Origin of the sequence: Bacillus sp. J33 (assembly GCF_000518885.1) — a bacterium.
Lineage (GTDB): Bacteria > Bacillota > Bacilli > Bacillales > Cytobacillaceae > Cytobacillus.
On record NZ_KI912516.1, the window covers coordinates 16,044 to 31,805 of the forward strand.

At 41.7% G+C, this 15,762-nt stretch carries 16 protein-coding genes and 1 pseudogene; 2 read left to right on the plus strand and 15 right to left on the minus strand.

What is annotated here, in order from left to right:
- Positions 1–103 precede the first annotated feature (103 nt).
- From L634_RS0128750 to L634_RS0128765, 4 genes are all read right to left on the minus strand, one after another.
- Positions 104–421: a LapA family protein gene (locus L634_RS0128750; RefSeq protein WP_026585335.1), complete on the minus strand. Its 318-nt coding sequence runs from the start codon at positions 419–421 to the stop codon at positions 104–106.
- Between the two features lie 24 nt (positions 422–445).
- On the minus strand, positions 446–1,348 hold the full coding sequence (locus tag L634_RS0128755; protein WP_026585336.1) for a cation diffusion facilitator family transporter: 903 nt from the start codon (positions 1,346–1,348) through the stop codon (positions 446–448).
- A gap of 160 nt (positions 1,349–1,508) precedes the next feature.
- Complete coding sequence (secDF, locus tag L634_RS0128760) at positions 1,509–3,773, minus strand: protein translocase subunit SecDF (RefSeq protein WP_026585337.1); 2,265 nt, start codon at positions 3,771–3,773, stop codon at positions 1,509–1,511.
- 316 nt (positions 3,774–4,089) lie between these two features.
- Positions 4,090–4,386: a post-transcriptional regulator gene (locus tag L634_RS0128765; RefSeq protein WP_026585338.1), complete on the minus strand. Its 297-nt coding sequence runs from the start codon at positions 4,384–4,386 to the stop codon at positions 4,090–4,092.
- Between the two features lie 136 nt (positions 4,387–4,522).
- On the opposite strand from L634_RS0128765, the gene spoVB reads away from it, so the two are divergent.
- The gene (spoVB, locus tag L634_RS0128770; protein ID WP_026585339.1) at positions 4,523–6,088 is read left to right on the plus strand and encodes a stage V sporulation protein B; all 1,566 of its coding nucleotides are present in this window, start codon (positions 4,523–4,525) and stop codon (positions 6,086–6,088) included.
- A gap of 210 nt (positions 6,089–6,298) precedes the next feature.
- Here spoVB and L634_RS0128780 read toward each other — a convergent pair whose 3' ends face one another.
- A complete protein-coding gene (locus L634_RS0128780; RefSeq protein ID WP_026585341.1) occupies positions 6,299–6,949 on the minus strand; it encodes a DUF421 domain-containing protein in 651 nt (216 codons plus the stop codon).
- A 241-nt stretch (positions 6,950–7,190) separates the two neighbouring features.
- Between L634_RS0128780 and L634_RS0128785 the strand changes: the two genes are divergently transcribed.
- Positions 7,191–7,547: a TIGR04086 family membrane protein gene (locus L634_RS0128785; RefSeq protein ID WP_232233862.1), complete on the plus strand. Its 357-nt coding sequence runs from the start codon at positions 7,191–7,193 to the stop codon at positions 7,545–7,547.
- 43 nt (positions 7,548–7,590) lie between these two features.
- Here L634_RS0128785 and yajC read toward each other — a convergent pair whose 3' ends face one another.
- From yajC to L634_RS34090, 10 genes and pseudogenes are all read right to left on the minus strand, one after another.
- On the minus strand, positions 7,591–7,875 hold the full coding sequence (yajC, locus tag L634_RS0128790) for a preprotein translocase subunit YajC (protein WP_026585343.1): 285 nt from the start codon (positions 7,873–7,875) through the stop codon (positions 7,591–7,593).
- Between the two features lie 288 nt (positions 7,876–8,163).
- Positions 8,164–9,303, minus strand: a complete 1,140-nt coding sequence (gene tgt, locus L634_RS0128795) for a tRNA guanosine(34) transglycosylase Tgt (protein ID WP_026585344.1) — start codon at positions 9,301–9,303, stop codon at positions 8,164–8,166.
- Positions 9,304–9,426: 123 nt separating this feature from the next.
- Positions 9,427–10,455, minus strand: coding sequence for a tRNA preQ1(34) S-adenosylmethionine ribosyltransferase-isomerase QueA (gene queA, locus L634_RS0128800; RefSeq protein WP_026585345.1), 1,029 nt, complete (start codon positions 10,453–10,455; stop codon positions 9,427–9,429).
- A gap of 35 nt (positions 10,456–10,490) precedes the next feature.
- Positions 10,491–10,691: a DUF2905 domain-containing protein gene (locus tag L634_RS0128805; protein ID WP_026585346.1), complete on the minus strand. Its 201-nt coding sequence runs from the start codon at positions 10,689–10,691 to the stop codon at positions 10,491–10,493.
- A gap of 184 nt (positions 10,692–10,875) precedes the next feature.
- Positions 10,876–11,877 (minus strand): Holliday junction branch migration DNA helicase RuvB, encoded by a 1,002-nt coding sequence (gene ruvB, locus L634_RS0128815; protein ID WP_026585348.1) that lies wholly within the window; start codon positions 11,875–11,877, stop codon positions 10,876–10,878.
- A gap of 54 nt (positions 11,878–11,931) precedes the next feature.
- The gene (gene ruvA / locus L634_RS0128820; protein WP_026585349.1) at positions 11,932–12,546 is read right to left on the minus strand and encodes a Holliday junction branch migration protein RuvA; all 615 of its coding nucleotides are present in this window, start codon (positions 12,544–12,546) and stop codon (positions 11,932–11,934) included.
- 281 nt (positions 12,547–12,827) lie between these two features.
- A complete protein-coding gene (locus tag L634_RS0128830; protein WP_026585350.1) occupies positions 12,828–13,388 on the minus strand; it encodes an intercompartmental signaling factor BofC in 561 nt (186 codons plus the stop codon).
- Between the two features lie 209 nt (positions 13,389–13,597).
- Positions 13,598–14,341: a YhcN/YlaJ family sporulation lipoprotein gene (locus L634_RS0128835; RefSeq protein WP_026585351.1), complete on the minus strand. Its 744-nt coding sequence runs from the start codon at positions 14,339–14,341 to the stop codon at positions 13,598–13,600.
- 116 nt (positions 14,342–14,457) lie between these two features.
- The gene (locus L634_RS0128840; RefSeq protein WP_232233863.1) at positions 14,458–15,495 is read right to left on the minus strand and encodes a phosphotransferase; all 1,038 of its coding nucleotides are present in this window, start codon (positions 15,493–15,495) and stop codon (positions 14,458–14,460) included.
- Positions 15,425–15,762 (minus strand): annotated as a pseudogene (locus tag L634_RS34090) (hypothetical protein); the annotation flags it as partial. The gene L634_RS0128840 and the pseudogene L634_RS34090, both read right to left, overlap by 71 nt.

Here is a 15,762-nt window from a genome sequence, read left to right on the forward strand (position 1 = left end):
AAACTGTTATGATCATCAGCAAAATATTAAAACATTGGCAATATCGAATTTTTACAGCCAACAGCAGCAGAAAAGGCCCGGATATCGAATTCCGAGCCTTTTGCTAATGAATGTCCCTATCCAGCTCTTTTTCCAATTCTTCTTTCTTGTTTGCTTCCAGTTTGTCCATTTCGGCTTTCAATTTATCATTTTCCTTTTTTAGCAATTTCACTTGCTTTTGCAGGGCGTACATCCGAACAATGCCTACAGAGCCCACAATAAGTCCTCCCATCATGACGGAACTTATAATCACAAGAATCAATGGCCATTGGCTTTCCCCAAACAAATAATTCACCGTTACATTATCGACATTGATCACCGCAAAAACAGCAACTATTAAAGCAAATAAAAAACCGAATAATAAAGCCCATTGGATTTTCATACTTCTCTCCCCTTGCTTTTTTGTCTAGTGTTCCCCTTCTTTGCTATAAGGGTTGATATGGACAAAGACGTTTTGCACATTTTCAAGTTCCAGCAGCCTTTGTTTTACTTCTTTTCCAACCCGGTGTCCATCCTCTACAGTCATATCAGGATCAACAGACACCTTAATATCAACAATTACATAGTGGCCATGCTCCCGGGCATGCAATTCATCAATTCTTTTAACCTGATTCACTGATTCAGCAGTTTTGCGCATCTCGATTGTATCTTCCTCATGCAGGACATGATCAAGGGTGCTATGAATGGATTCCTTGCCCAGATGCCATGCCATTTTAATAACCATGAGCGAAACAATAAGCCCTGCGACTGGATCAGCATATTCCAGCCACCCTATTCCGAGCGTGCCTCCAAGGACAGCACTGCCAATGCCAATTAATGCTGCGAAAGAAGAATAGACGTCCGAGCGGTGTTCATAAGCGTTTACTATTAATGCATCACTATTTAGCTTTTTTCCCAAGTTGTATTTATACCGAAACATTGCTTCTTTCACAATGATAGAAATAAGCACTGCAGCAATGGCAATCGTCTTTGGAGGTTCAATTGGCGAAAAAAATGCCTCAAAAGATGATTTGCCAATCTCAATTCCAACCAGGAACAATAAGACCGCCACGATAATGGCTGCAATCATTTCCGCCTTGCCATGCCCGTACGGATGGTCCTCATCAGGCGGCTGTTTTGCTGCTTTTAACCCCAGATAGACAGCAAAGGAACCAGCAACATCCGAGGCTGAATGGACCGCATCCGCTACCAGTGCCTTACTTCCGGAATAGGCGCCAACACCCCATTTAAGGGCAGCAAGAACGATATTGCCAACGATGCCAATCATTGCAGCAAATTCAGCTTTCTTAAAACGATCATTTTTTTCCAACGTTAACTTCCTTCCTCCCTGTACTTGTTATTAGTTTAACCTATTTCTCCGAATCATTAACCTTTATTTACTAATAGAAGACTAAACTGCTTCTGCCCTCCTGTTTTAGGATTTTAATTGAAACAAGAAAAACCCCAGGCATTTTGCCTGAGGCTTCAGTTTATACTTGTGGCTCGTCACTGATCTTGCGCTTTTCTTTAACCGTTTTAATAACGCCTTTTTTCTTCAGCTCTTTTCCCTTCCATACAGCCCATAGCTGTGCTGCAAGGAAAATGGAAGAGTAGGTACCGGCAATCAGACCGATAAGCAATGCAACTGAAAAGTTTCTGATTGACTCACTTCCGAAAATAAGCAGTGCTGCTACTGCAATGACAACAGTCAAAACTGTATTGATTGACCGGCCCAGCGTTTGGCGCAGGCTTCGGTTTACAACATCGGCAATATCTTCAAAAGACTTGAGTTTTTTCTTCTTCTGCATATTTTCCCGCATGCGGTCAAAAGTTACGATTGTATCATTTATTGAATAACCGACTACGGTCAGTACCGCTGCAATAAATGTTATATCCACTTCAAGTCGTGTAAAGCTAAATATTGCAATGATGAAGAAGGCATCGTGAAGAAGGGCAAGTACTGCAGCAACAGCCATCTTAATTTCAAAACGGATGGTGACATAAATGATAATGCCAACAGAAGCAATTGCCAGGGCAATTAATGCATTTTTGGCAAGTTCTTTTCCTACAGTCGGAGACACCGTGCTGACATTTGGATCTGCACCGAACTCTTCTTTAAATTGTGACTTTAAGTCTGCAATTTGATCCTTTGTCATAACTTCTTTTAATCTTGCCACGCCAACCTCATTATTATTGCCAGAGATGACTATATCACTTGTTTCTATTCCTGCCTTGGCCAATTCACTTTGCATTATTTCCTTCGTTAATGGTTCGTTGGCAAGCTGTTCAATTCTTGTGCCGCTCACAAAATCAATGCCAAGATTCAATCTAAAGACAGCAAGAATGATTATTCCTGCAGCTATCAGAGCTCCAGATAGAACAAAGAATTTTTTTCGATGGGCAACAAAATCGTACTTATCATACTTTGTCGGCAAATCAAGTGTGTCAAAGTTTTCAGCAATATCCTTCATTTCACTCTTCTTAACCCCAAACCAGCCTGGTTTTTTATTCAATGCTTTGCTGTTTACCCATAGACCCAGGAGCAGCCTTGAACCATAAACTGCTGTGATGAAGCTGGCCAGAATGCTAATGATGAGCATAGTGGCAAATCCCTTAACAGAGCTTGTCCCATAAAGGAATAAAACTGTCGCAGCAAGTATTGTCGTAATATTGGCATCAAAGATCGTAGAAAGAGAGTTTTTGCCTCCAGCCTGGAATGCTGATTTGACAGTTCGCCCCACTTTTATTTCTTCTTTGATTCTCTCGTATGTGATGATATTTGCATCGACTGCCATACCGACACCTAAAATTAATGCGGCAATGCCAGGAAGTGTTAATACCCCATTCATCCAGTCAAACACGAGCAAGATGAGATAGATGTAAATGGATAGAGTAATTGTCGCAATAAGTCCCGGGAAACGATATACTGCAATCATATAAAGGAATATAATCGAAATTCCAATAATGCCGGCAAGGATCGTTTTGTCCATTGCCTGCTCCCCGAATTTCGCTCCTACTGAAGTGGAATATACTTCATCAAGCTGTACAGGCAAAGAACCAGCATTTAATAAGTCTGCCAGCGTTTGTGCTTCATCAATCGTGAAGTTCCCGACAATGGAAACCGTATCCTGGTTAAAGATTTTGCTTACTTGCGGTGCAGATAAATATTTCGGATCTTCCTTTCCAGCTTCAGCCTGGAAAGAATCCTGGCCCTCTTCGAAATCCAGCCAAATGACAAGCAGGTTATTTGGAGGTCCCATATTAACAATCTTCTGGGTTACATCTTTAAATTTGCTTGCACTTTTAAGCTTCAGAGAAACACTAGGTTTTCCGTTTTCATCAAATGTTTGCTTTGCTCCGTTTTCAGCAAGGTCTGAGCCATCCATCATCAATTGATCATTTACATCCCTAAATGATAAATTGGCTTCGGTAGATAAGATTTCCCTCGCCTTATTTTGATCTGTTACACCAGCAAGCTGAACACGGATCCTGTCATCTCCCTCAATCTGGATATTCGGCTCACTGACCCCAAGGACATTGATCCGTCTGTCAAGGGCTTCGGCTGTACTTGCAAGAACAGCTTTATTAACTTTCTGCCCATCTTTAGGTTTCACTTGATAGAGCACTTCAAAGCCGCCCTGCAAATCGAGGCCAAGCTTAATATTTTTTAAGATGTTATTAGTCGTTGCTCCCGCCAAACTCCCTATTAGTAAAACAATAAGGAAGAAAGCAACGATACGGCTGCGCTTTACCATTATGTATAAATCCTCCTTAGCTACTCGCCCGCTATAGGCATATAAATTGAAGCTGCTATCATGACAGGCGCCATGATATTTTTGTACCATACGGGCTTACACAGACAACCGCATTACAAACTTCATGGAAATTGCATGCTTCCTTTTCCACTCTGTCCTCAATGCGCCATATTGCACAAATTTTTTGCATATATATGTTTGCATGTACAATGACTGTACCGGCTGTTAACTCCATGTTTAATTATGAAACAGATTGCAAAACCTGTCAATTTGTCAAAGAACATGTTAAAAATTGAAATATATGGATAAAGTAAATTTATTTTAATAATTCCCTTCTCTCCTCTTCATTATCAAGAGTAAAATCTGAGCCTTTGAATGCTTCAATCGTTGCATAATGGATGAATTCACTGACTTTAACAGCCATTATGTCCTCTACAATTTCGAATAGCCTGACACTTTCTTTTGGTTTTTTCCACTTTTTCTTTGTCAGGAATCCCCATAGCTCTTGTTCCGTCACCTTCTGATAGCCAAGCAGACGAAATTCATCCAGTTTACACTCCAACGCCGGCTTTACCTCATTGCGAAAATAATCATAATCATGGCCCATTTTCACTTCCAGCCGCCTCCCCGCCGCCAATTTCTTTCGCAAAATCGCATGGAAATTACTATAGCCTGTCATGCTTTGTCCACTGTCTTGCATATAGTTAATTGTATATGATATCACCCATTTTGAGAAGGCAGGGAGTTGAATGTCCAAATTTCTGAAAGGTACCATAATCCTGCTGGCTGCAGGCCTGGTGACCAGGGTCCTGGGATTTATTAACCGGATTGTCATTGCCCGATTTATTGGAGAAGAGGGAGTCGGCCTTTATATGATGGCTTTTCCAACCATGATTCTTGTTGTCACCATTACCCAGCTTGGTCTGCCAGTGGCCATTTCCAAAAACGTTGCCGAGGCTGAAGCACGTGGAGATACAGCAAAAATCAAGAAAATACTAGTTGTTTCATTAGCAACTACTATTTCACTTTCTGTAATTTTTACTCCAGCTTTAATTTTGCTGGCTCCATTTCTATCAGAAACGCTATTTACTGATAAACGTACGCTGTGGCCTTTGATGGCCATAGCGCCAATTGTGCCGATCATAGCCATTTCGTCTGTTATAAGGGGTTATTTCCAGGGCAGGCAGAATATGAAACCCGCTGCATATTCCCAAGTAATTGAACAAATCATCAGAATCAGCCTGATTGCCGTTCTAACAAAGGCTTTCCTTCCTTTTGGAATTGAATATGCAGCAGCAGGAGCAATGTTGGCGGCTATTATAGGGGAACTTGCTTCTCTCATTTATTTATTGACTACCTTTAAATTAAAAAAGAAATTCAGAGTGAGGAAACAATTTTTCAAATATGTCCAATCCGGAAAAAGTACATTCAATGAATTGATGACGGTTGCACTGCCGACAACTGGAAGCAGAATGATCGGATCTGTCGCTTGGTTTTTTGAACCGATTGTTGTTTCTCAGAGCCTTGCACTTGCCGGGGTAGCTGCGATCACGGCTACGAAACAATATGGTGCGCTGACTGGCTTTGCAATGCCTCTTTTAATGCTGCCATCCTTTATTACTTACTCTTTATCAACTTCCCTGGTCCCGGCAATCAGTGAGGCAAACTCCCAAAATAATATGGGCCTTATTGAATACAGGCTCCAGCAGGCACTTCGTTTTGCCTTTATTACAGGAGGATTAGCAGTGGTGATCCTGTATGTCCTTTCTGATCAGCTGATGGAAGTTATGTACGGTTCCTCCAGCGGTTCACATTTTATTAAATTAATGGCTCCCTTTTTCCTTTTTTATTATTATCAGGGTCCTCTTCAGGCAACCTTGCAGGCATTAAACCTGGCGAGAGCAGCAATGATCAACAGTTTAATTGGCGCAATCGTAAAAACGGCAGTTATTTTCCTTCTGGCCAGCCAGCCAGCTTTCGGCATAAATGGTGTCGCAATGGGCATTTTGGTTGGCACGGTTCTGGTTACAATGCTCCATTTTGCGACCGTGCTAAAAACAATATCATTTACATTTTACGTTAGGGATTATGTAAAAACGTTTATTGCAATGGGCTTATCCGGAGGCATGGGTTTCTGGCTGCTGAATAATTTGCTCCCTCAAAACATAAATACAGCCATAAGAGTCATTTTCATTTCATCTGTCATTTTTGCCCTTTACTTCTTGCTTTTATTACTCTTTGGCTTAATTAAAAAGAATGAACTTATTCGGATTCCATTCGTTGGCAAACTGCTGTCAAAATTTGCTTTTAGATAAATAAGAATAGCAGAGGGTCATTCAGAACAGGTAAATCCACTCGTTCCCGGGACATTATACAGGGAAGATTCCTTGGGGCACACTTTCCCTTTTTGAAGATCGCCAGTTCTCGATATTTAAAGAAATGCATCTTTTCTGAATGTAAAATAGAAAGGGCGGCTCCTGCTAGGTTTTTATCCTTTTGAGCAGCCCTTTTCATTACCTTCAAATTCATTTCCGCTCATCCAGCAGGTCTACATAAAATTGGCCATTTTCATAGCTGCAGAAGGAGATCTTGGATATCTCTTTATATCCTTGCTTTCTAAGCTCCTGCCGCAGCCAAAAATCATTCTTGTTAATTTTTTCGAGATTGCTTTTTTGAATTGCCCCATCAATGATCAAGGGTATGGTTATTCCTCCGTCTTTGCTGCCTTTTTTTTCAAATACTGATAAAGTTCCGGAAGATTCCAGAATGGCAAATTCAACATCAGAGATTTTGGCGATATCTTTTTCCCTTAGCTGCAGCAGCAAATCATCAAAATTATACCTTTGTTTCCTCATTGCATTTTCGTCAATTTTTCCCTTGTTAATAATGATAGTCGGTTTGCCATCCACCACATCCCGGAAAGTTTTGCTCTTAAGGGAAAACAAAGCTAAAACAATTTGAACAATCATTAAAAGGAGCATCGGCAAAATATTTTTAACGATTTGAGAATCAGGATTTTCAATTGCCACAACCGCAAGTTCTGCTATCATGATATAAACTACCAAATCCAAAATACTAAGTTCTCCAATCTCCCTTTTGCCCATCAATCTAAATATAAGAAGAATTAATGCATATAAAAACAAGGTCCTAATTATTATTATTAAATATTCTTCCACTGAACAGCACCCCTTTTGATGCAATCTTTATTATTCTTGCACAGCCGGAGATTTTTTATGAAATTATCTTAATGCACACTATTGCTGAAACATCACAATTTTTAGATTCTAATTTTGCTTGGCGTGAATATGCTTGTACTAGGGAAAAAGCTGGACAGCCGGGGGCTTACAAGGCTATTCCGATTTCTATTTAAGAAGGGAGAGGGTCAACATAGAAGATTCAAAGAACTTTGGAAGTGCCGTGCTCTATGGGATTATTGCGATTTTCGCCATTGCCATTGCAGGGAGTCTTATTTTTTCGCTGCTGCTTCGCTTTACCTCACTTCAGGAGTCATCCTTACAGTATATTATTACAGCTGTTTCATTTATTTCTCTATTTGCAGGAGGATTTATTTCCGGCGGAAAAGGAAGGCAAAAAGGCTGGCTGCTTGGGGGATTGACCGGGCTAGTCTATACGTTAATTATCTTCCTTTTTCACTATTTGGGACATGACCGTCTGTTTTCAATGGAGCAAATTATTTACCATGCCTGTTTCATGCTTACCGCTATGATGGGCGGTATTTTAGGTGTGAATCTTAATTCAAAAAGGACAGCATAAAAAAGAAGAAGGCCTCAAATATAGGCCTTCTTCTTCATTGATACTAAGACTTAGCCAAAGCATCGCCAGTTGACTGTGTTACTTCGCGAATAGCTGCGCGATCGTATGTAAGACGGCTGCCGTCACCGCATTTAATGACTACTTTGTCTTCGTCGATTGCGTCAACGAATCCATGCAGACCGCCGATTGTTACAACCTTATCTCCCTTTTTTAAATCGTTCTGCATTTGCTGAACTGCCTTTTGGCGTTTTTGCTGAGGACGAATTAACAGGAAATAGAATAAAACAAACATCAGCAATAATGGTCCTAATGTTCCTAGCAACTCCATTGTTTTCCCCCCTTTCAATGATTGTCCACCTTGAGGAAAATGCAATTAACCGCTTTTTCCCCTTAGATAGAACACTCCGTTTTTGTTATTGCCCTGTTAAACTTAAGAGTTGATTTTCGCTTAAAGCCACTCAAGCATCCAGCGGGGTCTCCAATGGCCGAAGAACGTTGAAAAAATCCTCTAATAAGCACCGCACAAAGAGAATACGACCCCATTTTCGAGGATCTCTCACTTCGGCACCTACCAACTCAATGCTAAATCATTCATTAGCTTAACAAAGCTTAAATATCAAAAGTTCTTCGCATTGGGCTTGTTGAACCCATACCGCTCGAAAAACTCTTCTCTAAAGTCACCGAGACGATCTTCTCTGATCGCTTGTCTGACCTGCTCCATTAATTTTAGCAGAAAATAAAGATTATGGTAAGTTGTAAGTCTTATTCCGAATGTTTCATCACAGCGGATTAAATGCCTGATATAGGCACGGCTGTAATTTCGGCAGGTGTAACAATCGCAATTTTCATCGATTGGCCCAAAGTCTCTGGCATATTTCGCATTCTTGACGACTAATCGGCCATTGCTTGTCATTAATGTTCCATTCCTCGCAATACGTGTAGGAAGTACACAATCAAACATATCAATGCCTCTGATTGAACCATCAATCAATGAGTCCGGAGACCCGACTCCCATAAGGTATCTTGGCTTGCCAGAAGGCAGCAGCGGTGTTGTGAACTCCAGTACACGGTTCATGACATCCTTAGGCTCTCCTACGGACAAGCCTCCTACTGCGTATCCTGGAAAATCAAGAGATGTTAAGTCTCTTGCACTTTGTTTGCGAAGCTCCTCATATTCTCCACCCTGTACAATTCCAAAAAGCCCCTGATCGTTAGGCCGCTTATGGGCTTTCAAACAGCGTTCTGCCCATCGCGATGTTCTCTCAACAGATTTCTGCATATATTCATATGAAGCAGGGTAAGGGGGGCACTCATCAAATGCCATCATAATATCAGAACCAAGCGAGTTTTGGATATCCATCGCTTTTTCCGGTGATAAAAATAATTTGTCTCCATTCAAATGATTCCGGAAATGAACGCCTTCCTCTTCAATCTTGCGGAATTCACTTAGGCTGAATACCTGAAACCCGCCGGAATCTGTCAGAATAGCACGGTCCCAATTCATAAATTTATGAAGGCCCCCTGCTTCTTCAACGATTTCCTGGCCTGGACGGAGCCAGAGATGATAGGTATTGCTCAAAATAATGCCCGCACCCATTTCAACCAATTCTTCAGGGGACATCGTTTTCACCGTAGCCAGGGTCCCTACAGGCATAAACACGGGTGTCTCAAAAGATCCATGCGGCGTATGGACACGCCCCAGGCGGGCACCAGTCTGCTTGCATGTCTTAATTAATTCATAACGAATTGCAGTCAAGTTGTATTTTCTCCTTCCATTAAAAGCGCAGAGCGCCTGCTTATCGAGTGATGCCTTAGAGCAGGTGGCGCTCCTGAGCTAGAAAGTTATCGAAGTTTAGATATAAAATTATAAAATTTCTTGTTACAATATGAGCATAGCATCTCCAAAACTAAAGAATCGGTAACGCTCCTCTACAGCCTTATTATAGGCATTCAACACATTTTCCCTGCCAGCCAATGCACTTACCAGCATGATAAGGGTTGATTTCGGCAAGTGAAAATTTGTAATCATCCCGTCAATCGCTTTAAATTCATAGCCCGGGTAGATGAAAATATCGGTCCAGCCGCTTGCTTCCTCAAATCTGCCATTATGGGCGGAAGCGATTGTTTCCAATGTCCTCGTGGAGGTTGTGCCTACACTGATAATTCTTCCACCCTGTTCACGCACCTCATTTAAAAGCCTGGCTGTACCTTCTGTTACCTGATAAAATTCTGCATGCATTTCATGCTCATTCAGATCTTCCACACTGACAGGCCTGAATGTTCCAAGCCCGACATGCAAAGTAATAAACGCAATATGCACACCCATTTCTTTGATTTCATCCAGGAGCTCTTCTGTAAAATGTAGGCCGGCTGTCGGTGCGGCCGCAGAACCTCGTTCACGGGCAAACACCGTCTGATAACGCTCACGGTCATCAAGCTGTTCTTTAATATAAGGAGGTAAAGGCATCTCTCCTAATTGCTCCAGCACTTCATAGAAAATCCCTTCATACTTAAACTCCAATATTCTGCCGCCATGGTCAGAAGTTCCCGTACAAACCGCAGTCAGATTGCCATTCCCGAACGTGATCTCTGTTCCTTCTTTAACTCTTTTGGCTGGTTTAATAAGCGTTTCCCAGGCATCGCCTTCGAGCTGTTTAAGAAGGAGCACTTCGATCTTTGCACCAGTTCCGGTTTTTTCCCCAAAAAGCCTGGCCGGAAGCACTCGGGTGTCATTTAATACAAGGCAATCCCCTGCCTTTAAATGATTTTTTAAATCCTTAAAAACACCGTGCTGTATTTCTCCGGTTTTTTTATCAAGAACCATAAGCCTGCTGCTTGTCCGTTCAGCCAAAGGTGTCTGTGCAATTAATTCCTCCGGCAAATGAAAATCAAATAAATCTACCTTCATGATGTCACCCTATCTGTTATTCATTCATCCTTAAATTATCGAAACCTGCCAAGAATGTAAAAGATGGCAGATAAAATAACACTAAGCAATATCGACGTAACAATCGGAAAATAAAAAGTCGTATTGCCTTTCTTTATTACAATATCCCCCGGCAGTTTGCCAATATTAAAAAATTGACTTAGAAACCCGATTGCAAAAATAATGGCACCAATAACCATCAGCCATTTACTATTCATGTCCAGCTCCAGCCCCTAGCTCCTCGAGTCATAAGCCAAATCACTCCAGATATCAGGATTTCCTGCGTGCTTTGTCTTATGCTTGCCTGACTTGCACAGGATGTGCTGACTTCAACGTTCGCCACAGGACGTGGCGAACGTTGAAGTTCAATTATTTGAGGGGCTTCCGCTTTTCTTTTCCCGCTCAATCGGCAGGCACCTCCATTTGGAAATGGCGGTACACCAGATCTGTTACAACTCTGCCCCTCGGTGTCCGCTGAAGAAAACCAATCTGCAATAAATATGGTTCGTATACATCTTCAATTGTATGTGCTTCTTCTCCAATCGTGGCGGCAATTGTTTCAAGGCCAACAGGGCCTCCGCGGAATTTTTCAATAATCCCTCTTAATAATTTATGGTCAATATGGTCGAGACCTAAACGGTCAACCTGCAAAAGCTCCAAGGCTTCTTTTGCCAGCTGTTCATCCACAGTGCCATTAGCCTTAACCTGTGCAAAATCCCTGACTCTGCGCAAAAGCCTGTTGGCAATTCTCGGAGTCCCTCTTGACCGTCTCGCCACCTCTATTGCTGCTTTTTCGTCAATGCTTGTATTCAGAACCTCAGCAGTACGGACCACGATATCCGTAAGCTGCATTTCTGTATAGTATTCGAGTCTGCTTAGAACACCAAAACGGTCCCTTAAAGGAGCTGATAATGACCCAGCCCTTGTAGTTGCTCCTACAAGTGTGAAAGGAGGGAGATCAAGCCTTACTGATCTCGCGCTAGGACCTTTCCCAATAACAATATCCAGACAAAAATCCTCCATTGCCGGATAAAGAACTTCTTCGATTGAACGGGGCAGCCGATGAATTTCATCAATAAACAGCACATCTCCGGGTTCTAGTGCAGTTAGAATTGCTGCCAAATCCCCAGGCCGTTCAATAGCAGGGCCGGCAGTTGTTCTGATATTAACGCCCATCTCATTAGCAATAATAGCGGCCAGCGTTGTTTTTCCCAAACCAGGAGGTCCATATAGAAGGACATGATCTAGCGTTTCCTCGCGTATCCTGGCAGCTTTGATAAAAATTTCAAGGTTTTCCTTAACTTTATCCTGTCCGATATACTGTTTAAGCGTTTGCGGTCGCAGACTCTGTTCAAAAGAGATATCTTGAAGGTCTGCTTCACCAGAAATGATCCGCTCTTCCATACTTTTATCACCTTCTTCAAGAATCAGCATATGCCAGCGTCCGGCTAAACCAAATTAAAGTTTTAAAAGCTTTTGAAGGGCCCTTTTTATGTACTGGTCTGTTGTAAGCTTTTCCTTTTTCAGATCAGGTGTGATCTTTTTCAGTTCCTTATCTGAATAGCCCAGTGCCTTCAGCGCAAGCAAAGCTTCTTCCAATTCGGCTGCAGCACCGTATTGGTCAGGCTGGATTTTATCTGCTGAAAATAAATTAGGGAAAAAGTCTGGTACGATGTCTGGCAGTTTCCCTTTAAGATCAAGAATCATTTGCCTTGCCGTTTTCTTTCCAACACCAGGGAACTTAACAAGGAATGCTTCATCCTCATTTTCAATTGCCTGGACGACCTGTTCCGGTTCACCTGAAGCCAAAATAGCCAGGGCACCCTTTGGCCCAATACCTGTAACATTCAGCAGCTTCGTAAAAAGGGTCTTTTCCTCCCTGGAATGGAAGCCATACAAAGCCATGATATCTTCTCTTACATAATGATAAGTATAAATCCTTACTTCCTGTCCAAATTCTGGAGTGTAGCTGAATGGATTAGGCGTTAAAATTTGATAGCCGATCCCGTTGTTTTCAATAACCACATATTCCGGCCCAATATATTCCACTTTGCCTTTTACAAATTCAAACAATGCCTTTCTCTCCCCTGATTTAGCTGTACCTCATTGTATCATACAATATTTGAGCCACGAAGAAAAAAGTTGAGATATTTAATAAATGCTGAATAAAATTGGAGAGGTTTCATACAAAATGAGTCAAGGCCATAAAAAGGGCTCTTTTCTTATAAATTGCTTTTTTGCTTATAAATTCTGCCCGCTGAATTTCTGCTGAGTTCCCGAAGCGGAGATGCAGCATTCAAGCTTAATGGAGCCTCCAAAATAAAAGACCGGCGTTGTGCCAGTCTCCAGCTATGTTAATTTGCCTGCTTCTCCTCTGTAGAATAACTTTTGAATGTTTCAAGAACCTCTATATAACGATCCTTTGTCATTATTGGAATCCCTTTTTTCAATTCCTTGCATTTCGTGCTTTCCAGCTTCCCTAAATCAATTTGGAAAAAGGACTGGATAATATTCGTCCGCTGCGGACGGCCATTAAATATGGTTAAGGTACCGTCATCGGTAATCCCAAAATAGCCATTCGTTTTTAATAATGGAGAAATATCATCCATTTGCCTGCGAAACACCATATAATCTATATCCATATCAACTAATTGCCATTGTTCATATTTTGCCCAAAAATCCTCCATTGTCCAAATGGTCTCATTTTTCGTTTCCTGGCTCACTTCTCCGTCTACATATACTCTTTCCAATATCACTTTCATTTGAAGCGAGCCTTCAATGGACCGATTCTCGTTCTTTTTTTCCATGGCATAGACAGAATCGCTATTCTCGTAACCAATGCCGCTCCACTCTAAATTAAAGAAGATGGTATAGGCAGCAAATCCTATAATGAGCAAGCCCCATATGGTTCTCATTATCGATCACCTCGACTAAAAATGTAATTTCTGCTTTAGCATCCATTACGCAATTTTCTATCTCTGTTCTTTATTATTAGTGTGACCAATATTTTCTTGTTTATCCTGCTATAATAAAACCTTGTTTAATAAGATTGCCAGCTGCGATGAGACTTTACACAGCATAAAAAGAGCAAAGCACTTGGCTTTGCTCCTTCGGTTAATTTATATTATCTTTCCCTGCGGAACAGATTCTTCAAATCCAAATCAATTTGTTCCCTTGGGTTGCCGTCACGCAGATTATTATCAATGTTTCTAAGTCGGCTGAAAGTTCCCTCATCCGTTTCAACGGTCACGGACCTTCCTCGAAGATATGGCTGTACGGCTTCATGAATGGAGGCTTTTGTTTCTTCTTCTTTGTTATAATCCGCTAAGTCAACAGCAATCAAAACATTGCTTCCATAGGTCACTGAGCGTACATCCTCAACGTTTGGAATGGACGCTGTCACATTGCCAATTTTTTCAGCAAGCTCACCTTCGTAAGCTTGGTAGTATGAATTCTTTGCTCTGCGTGTATTGTCATCGAGATGTCCATGGTAATTTGCATCACTATGGCTAAAACGATTATCTTTTTGGAAGAAGTTTCGATCCCGGTCAGCAAGAGGCACTGTAGGATTTCCAGTATTTTCATCCCTTACACGCATTGTATTATTGTTGCGGTTATATCCGTTGTTTCTTCCTTCAGCGCCAAAAGTGTGATCCATAATTTCTGTTAGCGGGCCATCATTGTCGGTTCCATCTTCAACCCGGACATTCCCTCCGCGGTTTCCATGGTTTTCATTCGAATAATAGCCCATCGGCTGTCCTTGTTCATTGTACCGGTCCTGAACTGCCGTTTCGTCATTTTCTCCGCAGCCTGTAACCCCCATCGTCATTAAGGCAGCCAGCGGGACTGCAATTAGTTTCTTGTGCAAGCGAAAAACCCCCCTCGCTAATATTACAAGCATGAGCATATCTGCTCCTTCTTAGCTTGTGAGCGTAGGGAGGCTTTCATTCTGTCATTTACGTCCAATTTCAATATGGCTTCTCTTTAATTATCTGCCGCTTTTTTCAGAGCATGTATAAACCGATGTCTTTCTTCAAATTGTCCAACTGTTAAATCCAGGACAGGGCGTATTTTAACCGGATCGAGATAGGTTCTTTCTCGAATGACTCTATTCCACTCCCTGAATATATCTGAAGGAAAAGCAAGTGCAAATAGGAACCCTTTTTCATCCATATATTGTTTAATTATTGGGTATTTCCCCAAATCTTCAAATGACCACTTCATAAATGGAAGGATACGGTTTGCATACTGGAGATAATCTGAGTGTGGGGTTCCTTTTGCAATCAAGTCAAAATCAAGCAGATACAATGAATTATTCCTCGACCTTAAAAAATTATGATGTGCAACATCACCGTGAAGGATAACTTGCCTGCCCGATTGGAAAAGCCCGGATTCCTCCTCGATCCCTTTTAAGGACCAATCAGCCCATGATAATAATTCATTAATAATTTCTTTTTGGACAAAATATCTTATAACAGGAAGATTATTAAGAAATAAGGAGGCTCTTTCCCTCCATTTTTCTGCTTGCCTAAAAAAGGGCACAACTGTTTGATAACGGCTGACAAGTTTTTCTGAAGTATCGTGAAATAAATTCAGCAATTCAAGGCCTTCTAATCGATCTTTTTTTAAATGATAAGAAAATGTTTCTCCCGAGGGCTGAATATACTCCAGGCACCCATAATAAGTGCGTTCAAAGAACAAAGGGGGCTCTTTTGCAAATTCATAAAAAGAATATGTCTTTGCAAACCCTTCATTTAATAGTGACGCTGTAAAGGCTTCCTGAAGCTTTAAGCGATGATAGGAAGAAAACCCCTTCAATATAAAGACTCGATCATCTGTCCTGACCAGATACACTTGTTTTCGAATTGGTTTTAATTCTTTAATTTCAAAGGAAAACTGATCCTGAAAATAGGTGAGGAGACGATTTTTAAAGAAATCGTCTCCTCCATTTTTAACCGTCGTATTCACTGCTTTCATCAAAATTTCTTGGCATGCCGAATGGCTGCGCGCCCATTGGGCCATAACCTGGACCTGCTCCGTATCCTGGGCCGAATCCTGGACCCATTTGCGGTCCTCCGCAGCCACAATCATGGGAAGCCCCCATTACTCCTGTTGGCATCTGGTGCGGCATTTGAGCCATTGGCATCTGATGCGGCATCTGATGGCCCGGATATTCTGCTCCCATTACACCCGTTGGCATCTGGTGCGGCATTTGAGCCATTGGCATTTGATGCGGCATCTGATGGCCCGGATATTCTGCTCCCATTACTCCTGCTGGCATCTGGTGCG

What these genes read in the sequence shown, in the direction of transcription:
- L634_RS0128750 (WP_026585335.1), bottom strand. Translation starts at nt 421, where the DNA reads ATGAAAATCCAATGGGCTTTATTATTCGGTTTTTTATTTGCTTTAATA.
- secDF (WP_026585337.1), bottom strand. Translation starts at nt 3,773, where the DNA reads ATGGTAAAGCGCAGCCGTATCGTTGCTTTCTTCCTTATTGTTTTACTA.
- spoVB (WP_026585339.1), top strand. Translation starts at nt 4,523, where the DNA reads ATGTCCAAATTTCTGAAAGGTACCATAATCCTGCTGGCTGCAGGCCTG.
- yajC (WP_026585343.1), bottom strand. Translation starts at nt 7,875, where the DNA reads ATGGAGTTGCTAGGAACATTAGGACCATTATTGCTGATGTTTGTTTTA.
- queA (WP_026585345.1), bottom strand. Translation starts at nt 10,455, where the DNA reads ATGAAGGTAGATTTATTTGATTTTCATTTGCCGGAGGAATTAATTGCA.
- L634_RS0128805 (WP_026585346.1), bottom strand. Translation starts at nt 10,691, where the DNA reads ATGAATAGTAAATGGCTGATGGTTATTGGTGCCATTATTTTTGCAATC.
- ruvB (WP_026585348.1), bottom strand. Translation starts at nt 11,877, where the DNA reads ATGGAAGAGCGGATCATTTCTGGTGAAGCAGACCTTCAAGATATCTCT.
- L634_RS0128830 (WP_026585350.1), bottom strand. Translation starts at nt 13,388, where the DNA reads ATGAGAACCATATGGGGCTTGCTCATTATAGGATTTGCTGCCTATACC.
- L634_RS0128840 (WP_232233863.1), bottom strand. Translation starts at nt 15,495, where the DNA reads ATGGCCCAATGGGCGCGCAGCCATTCGGCATGCCAAGAAATTTTGATG.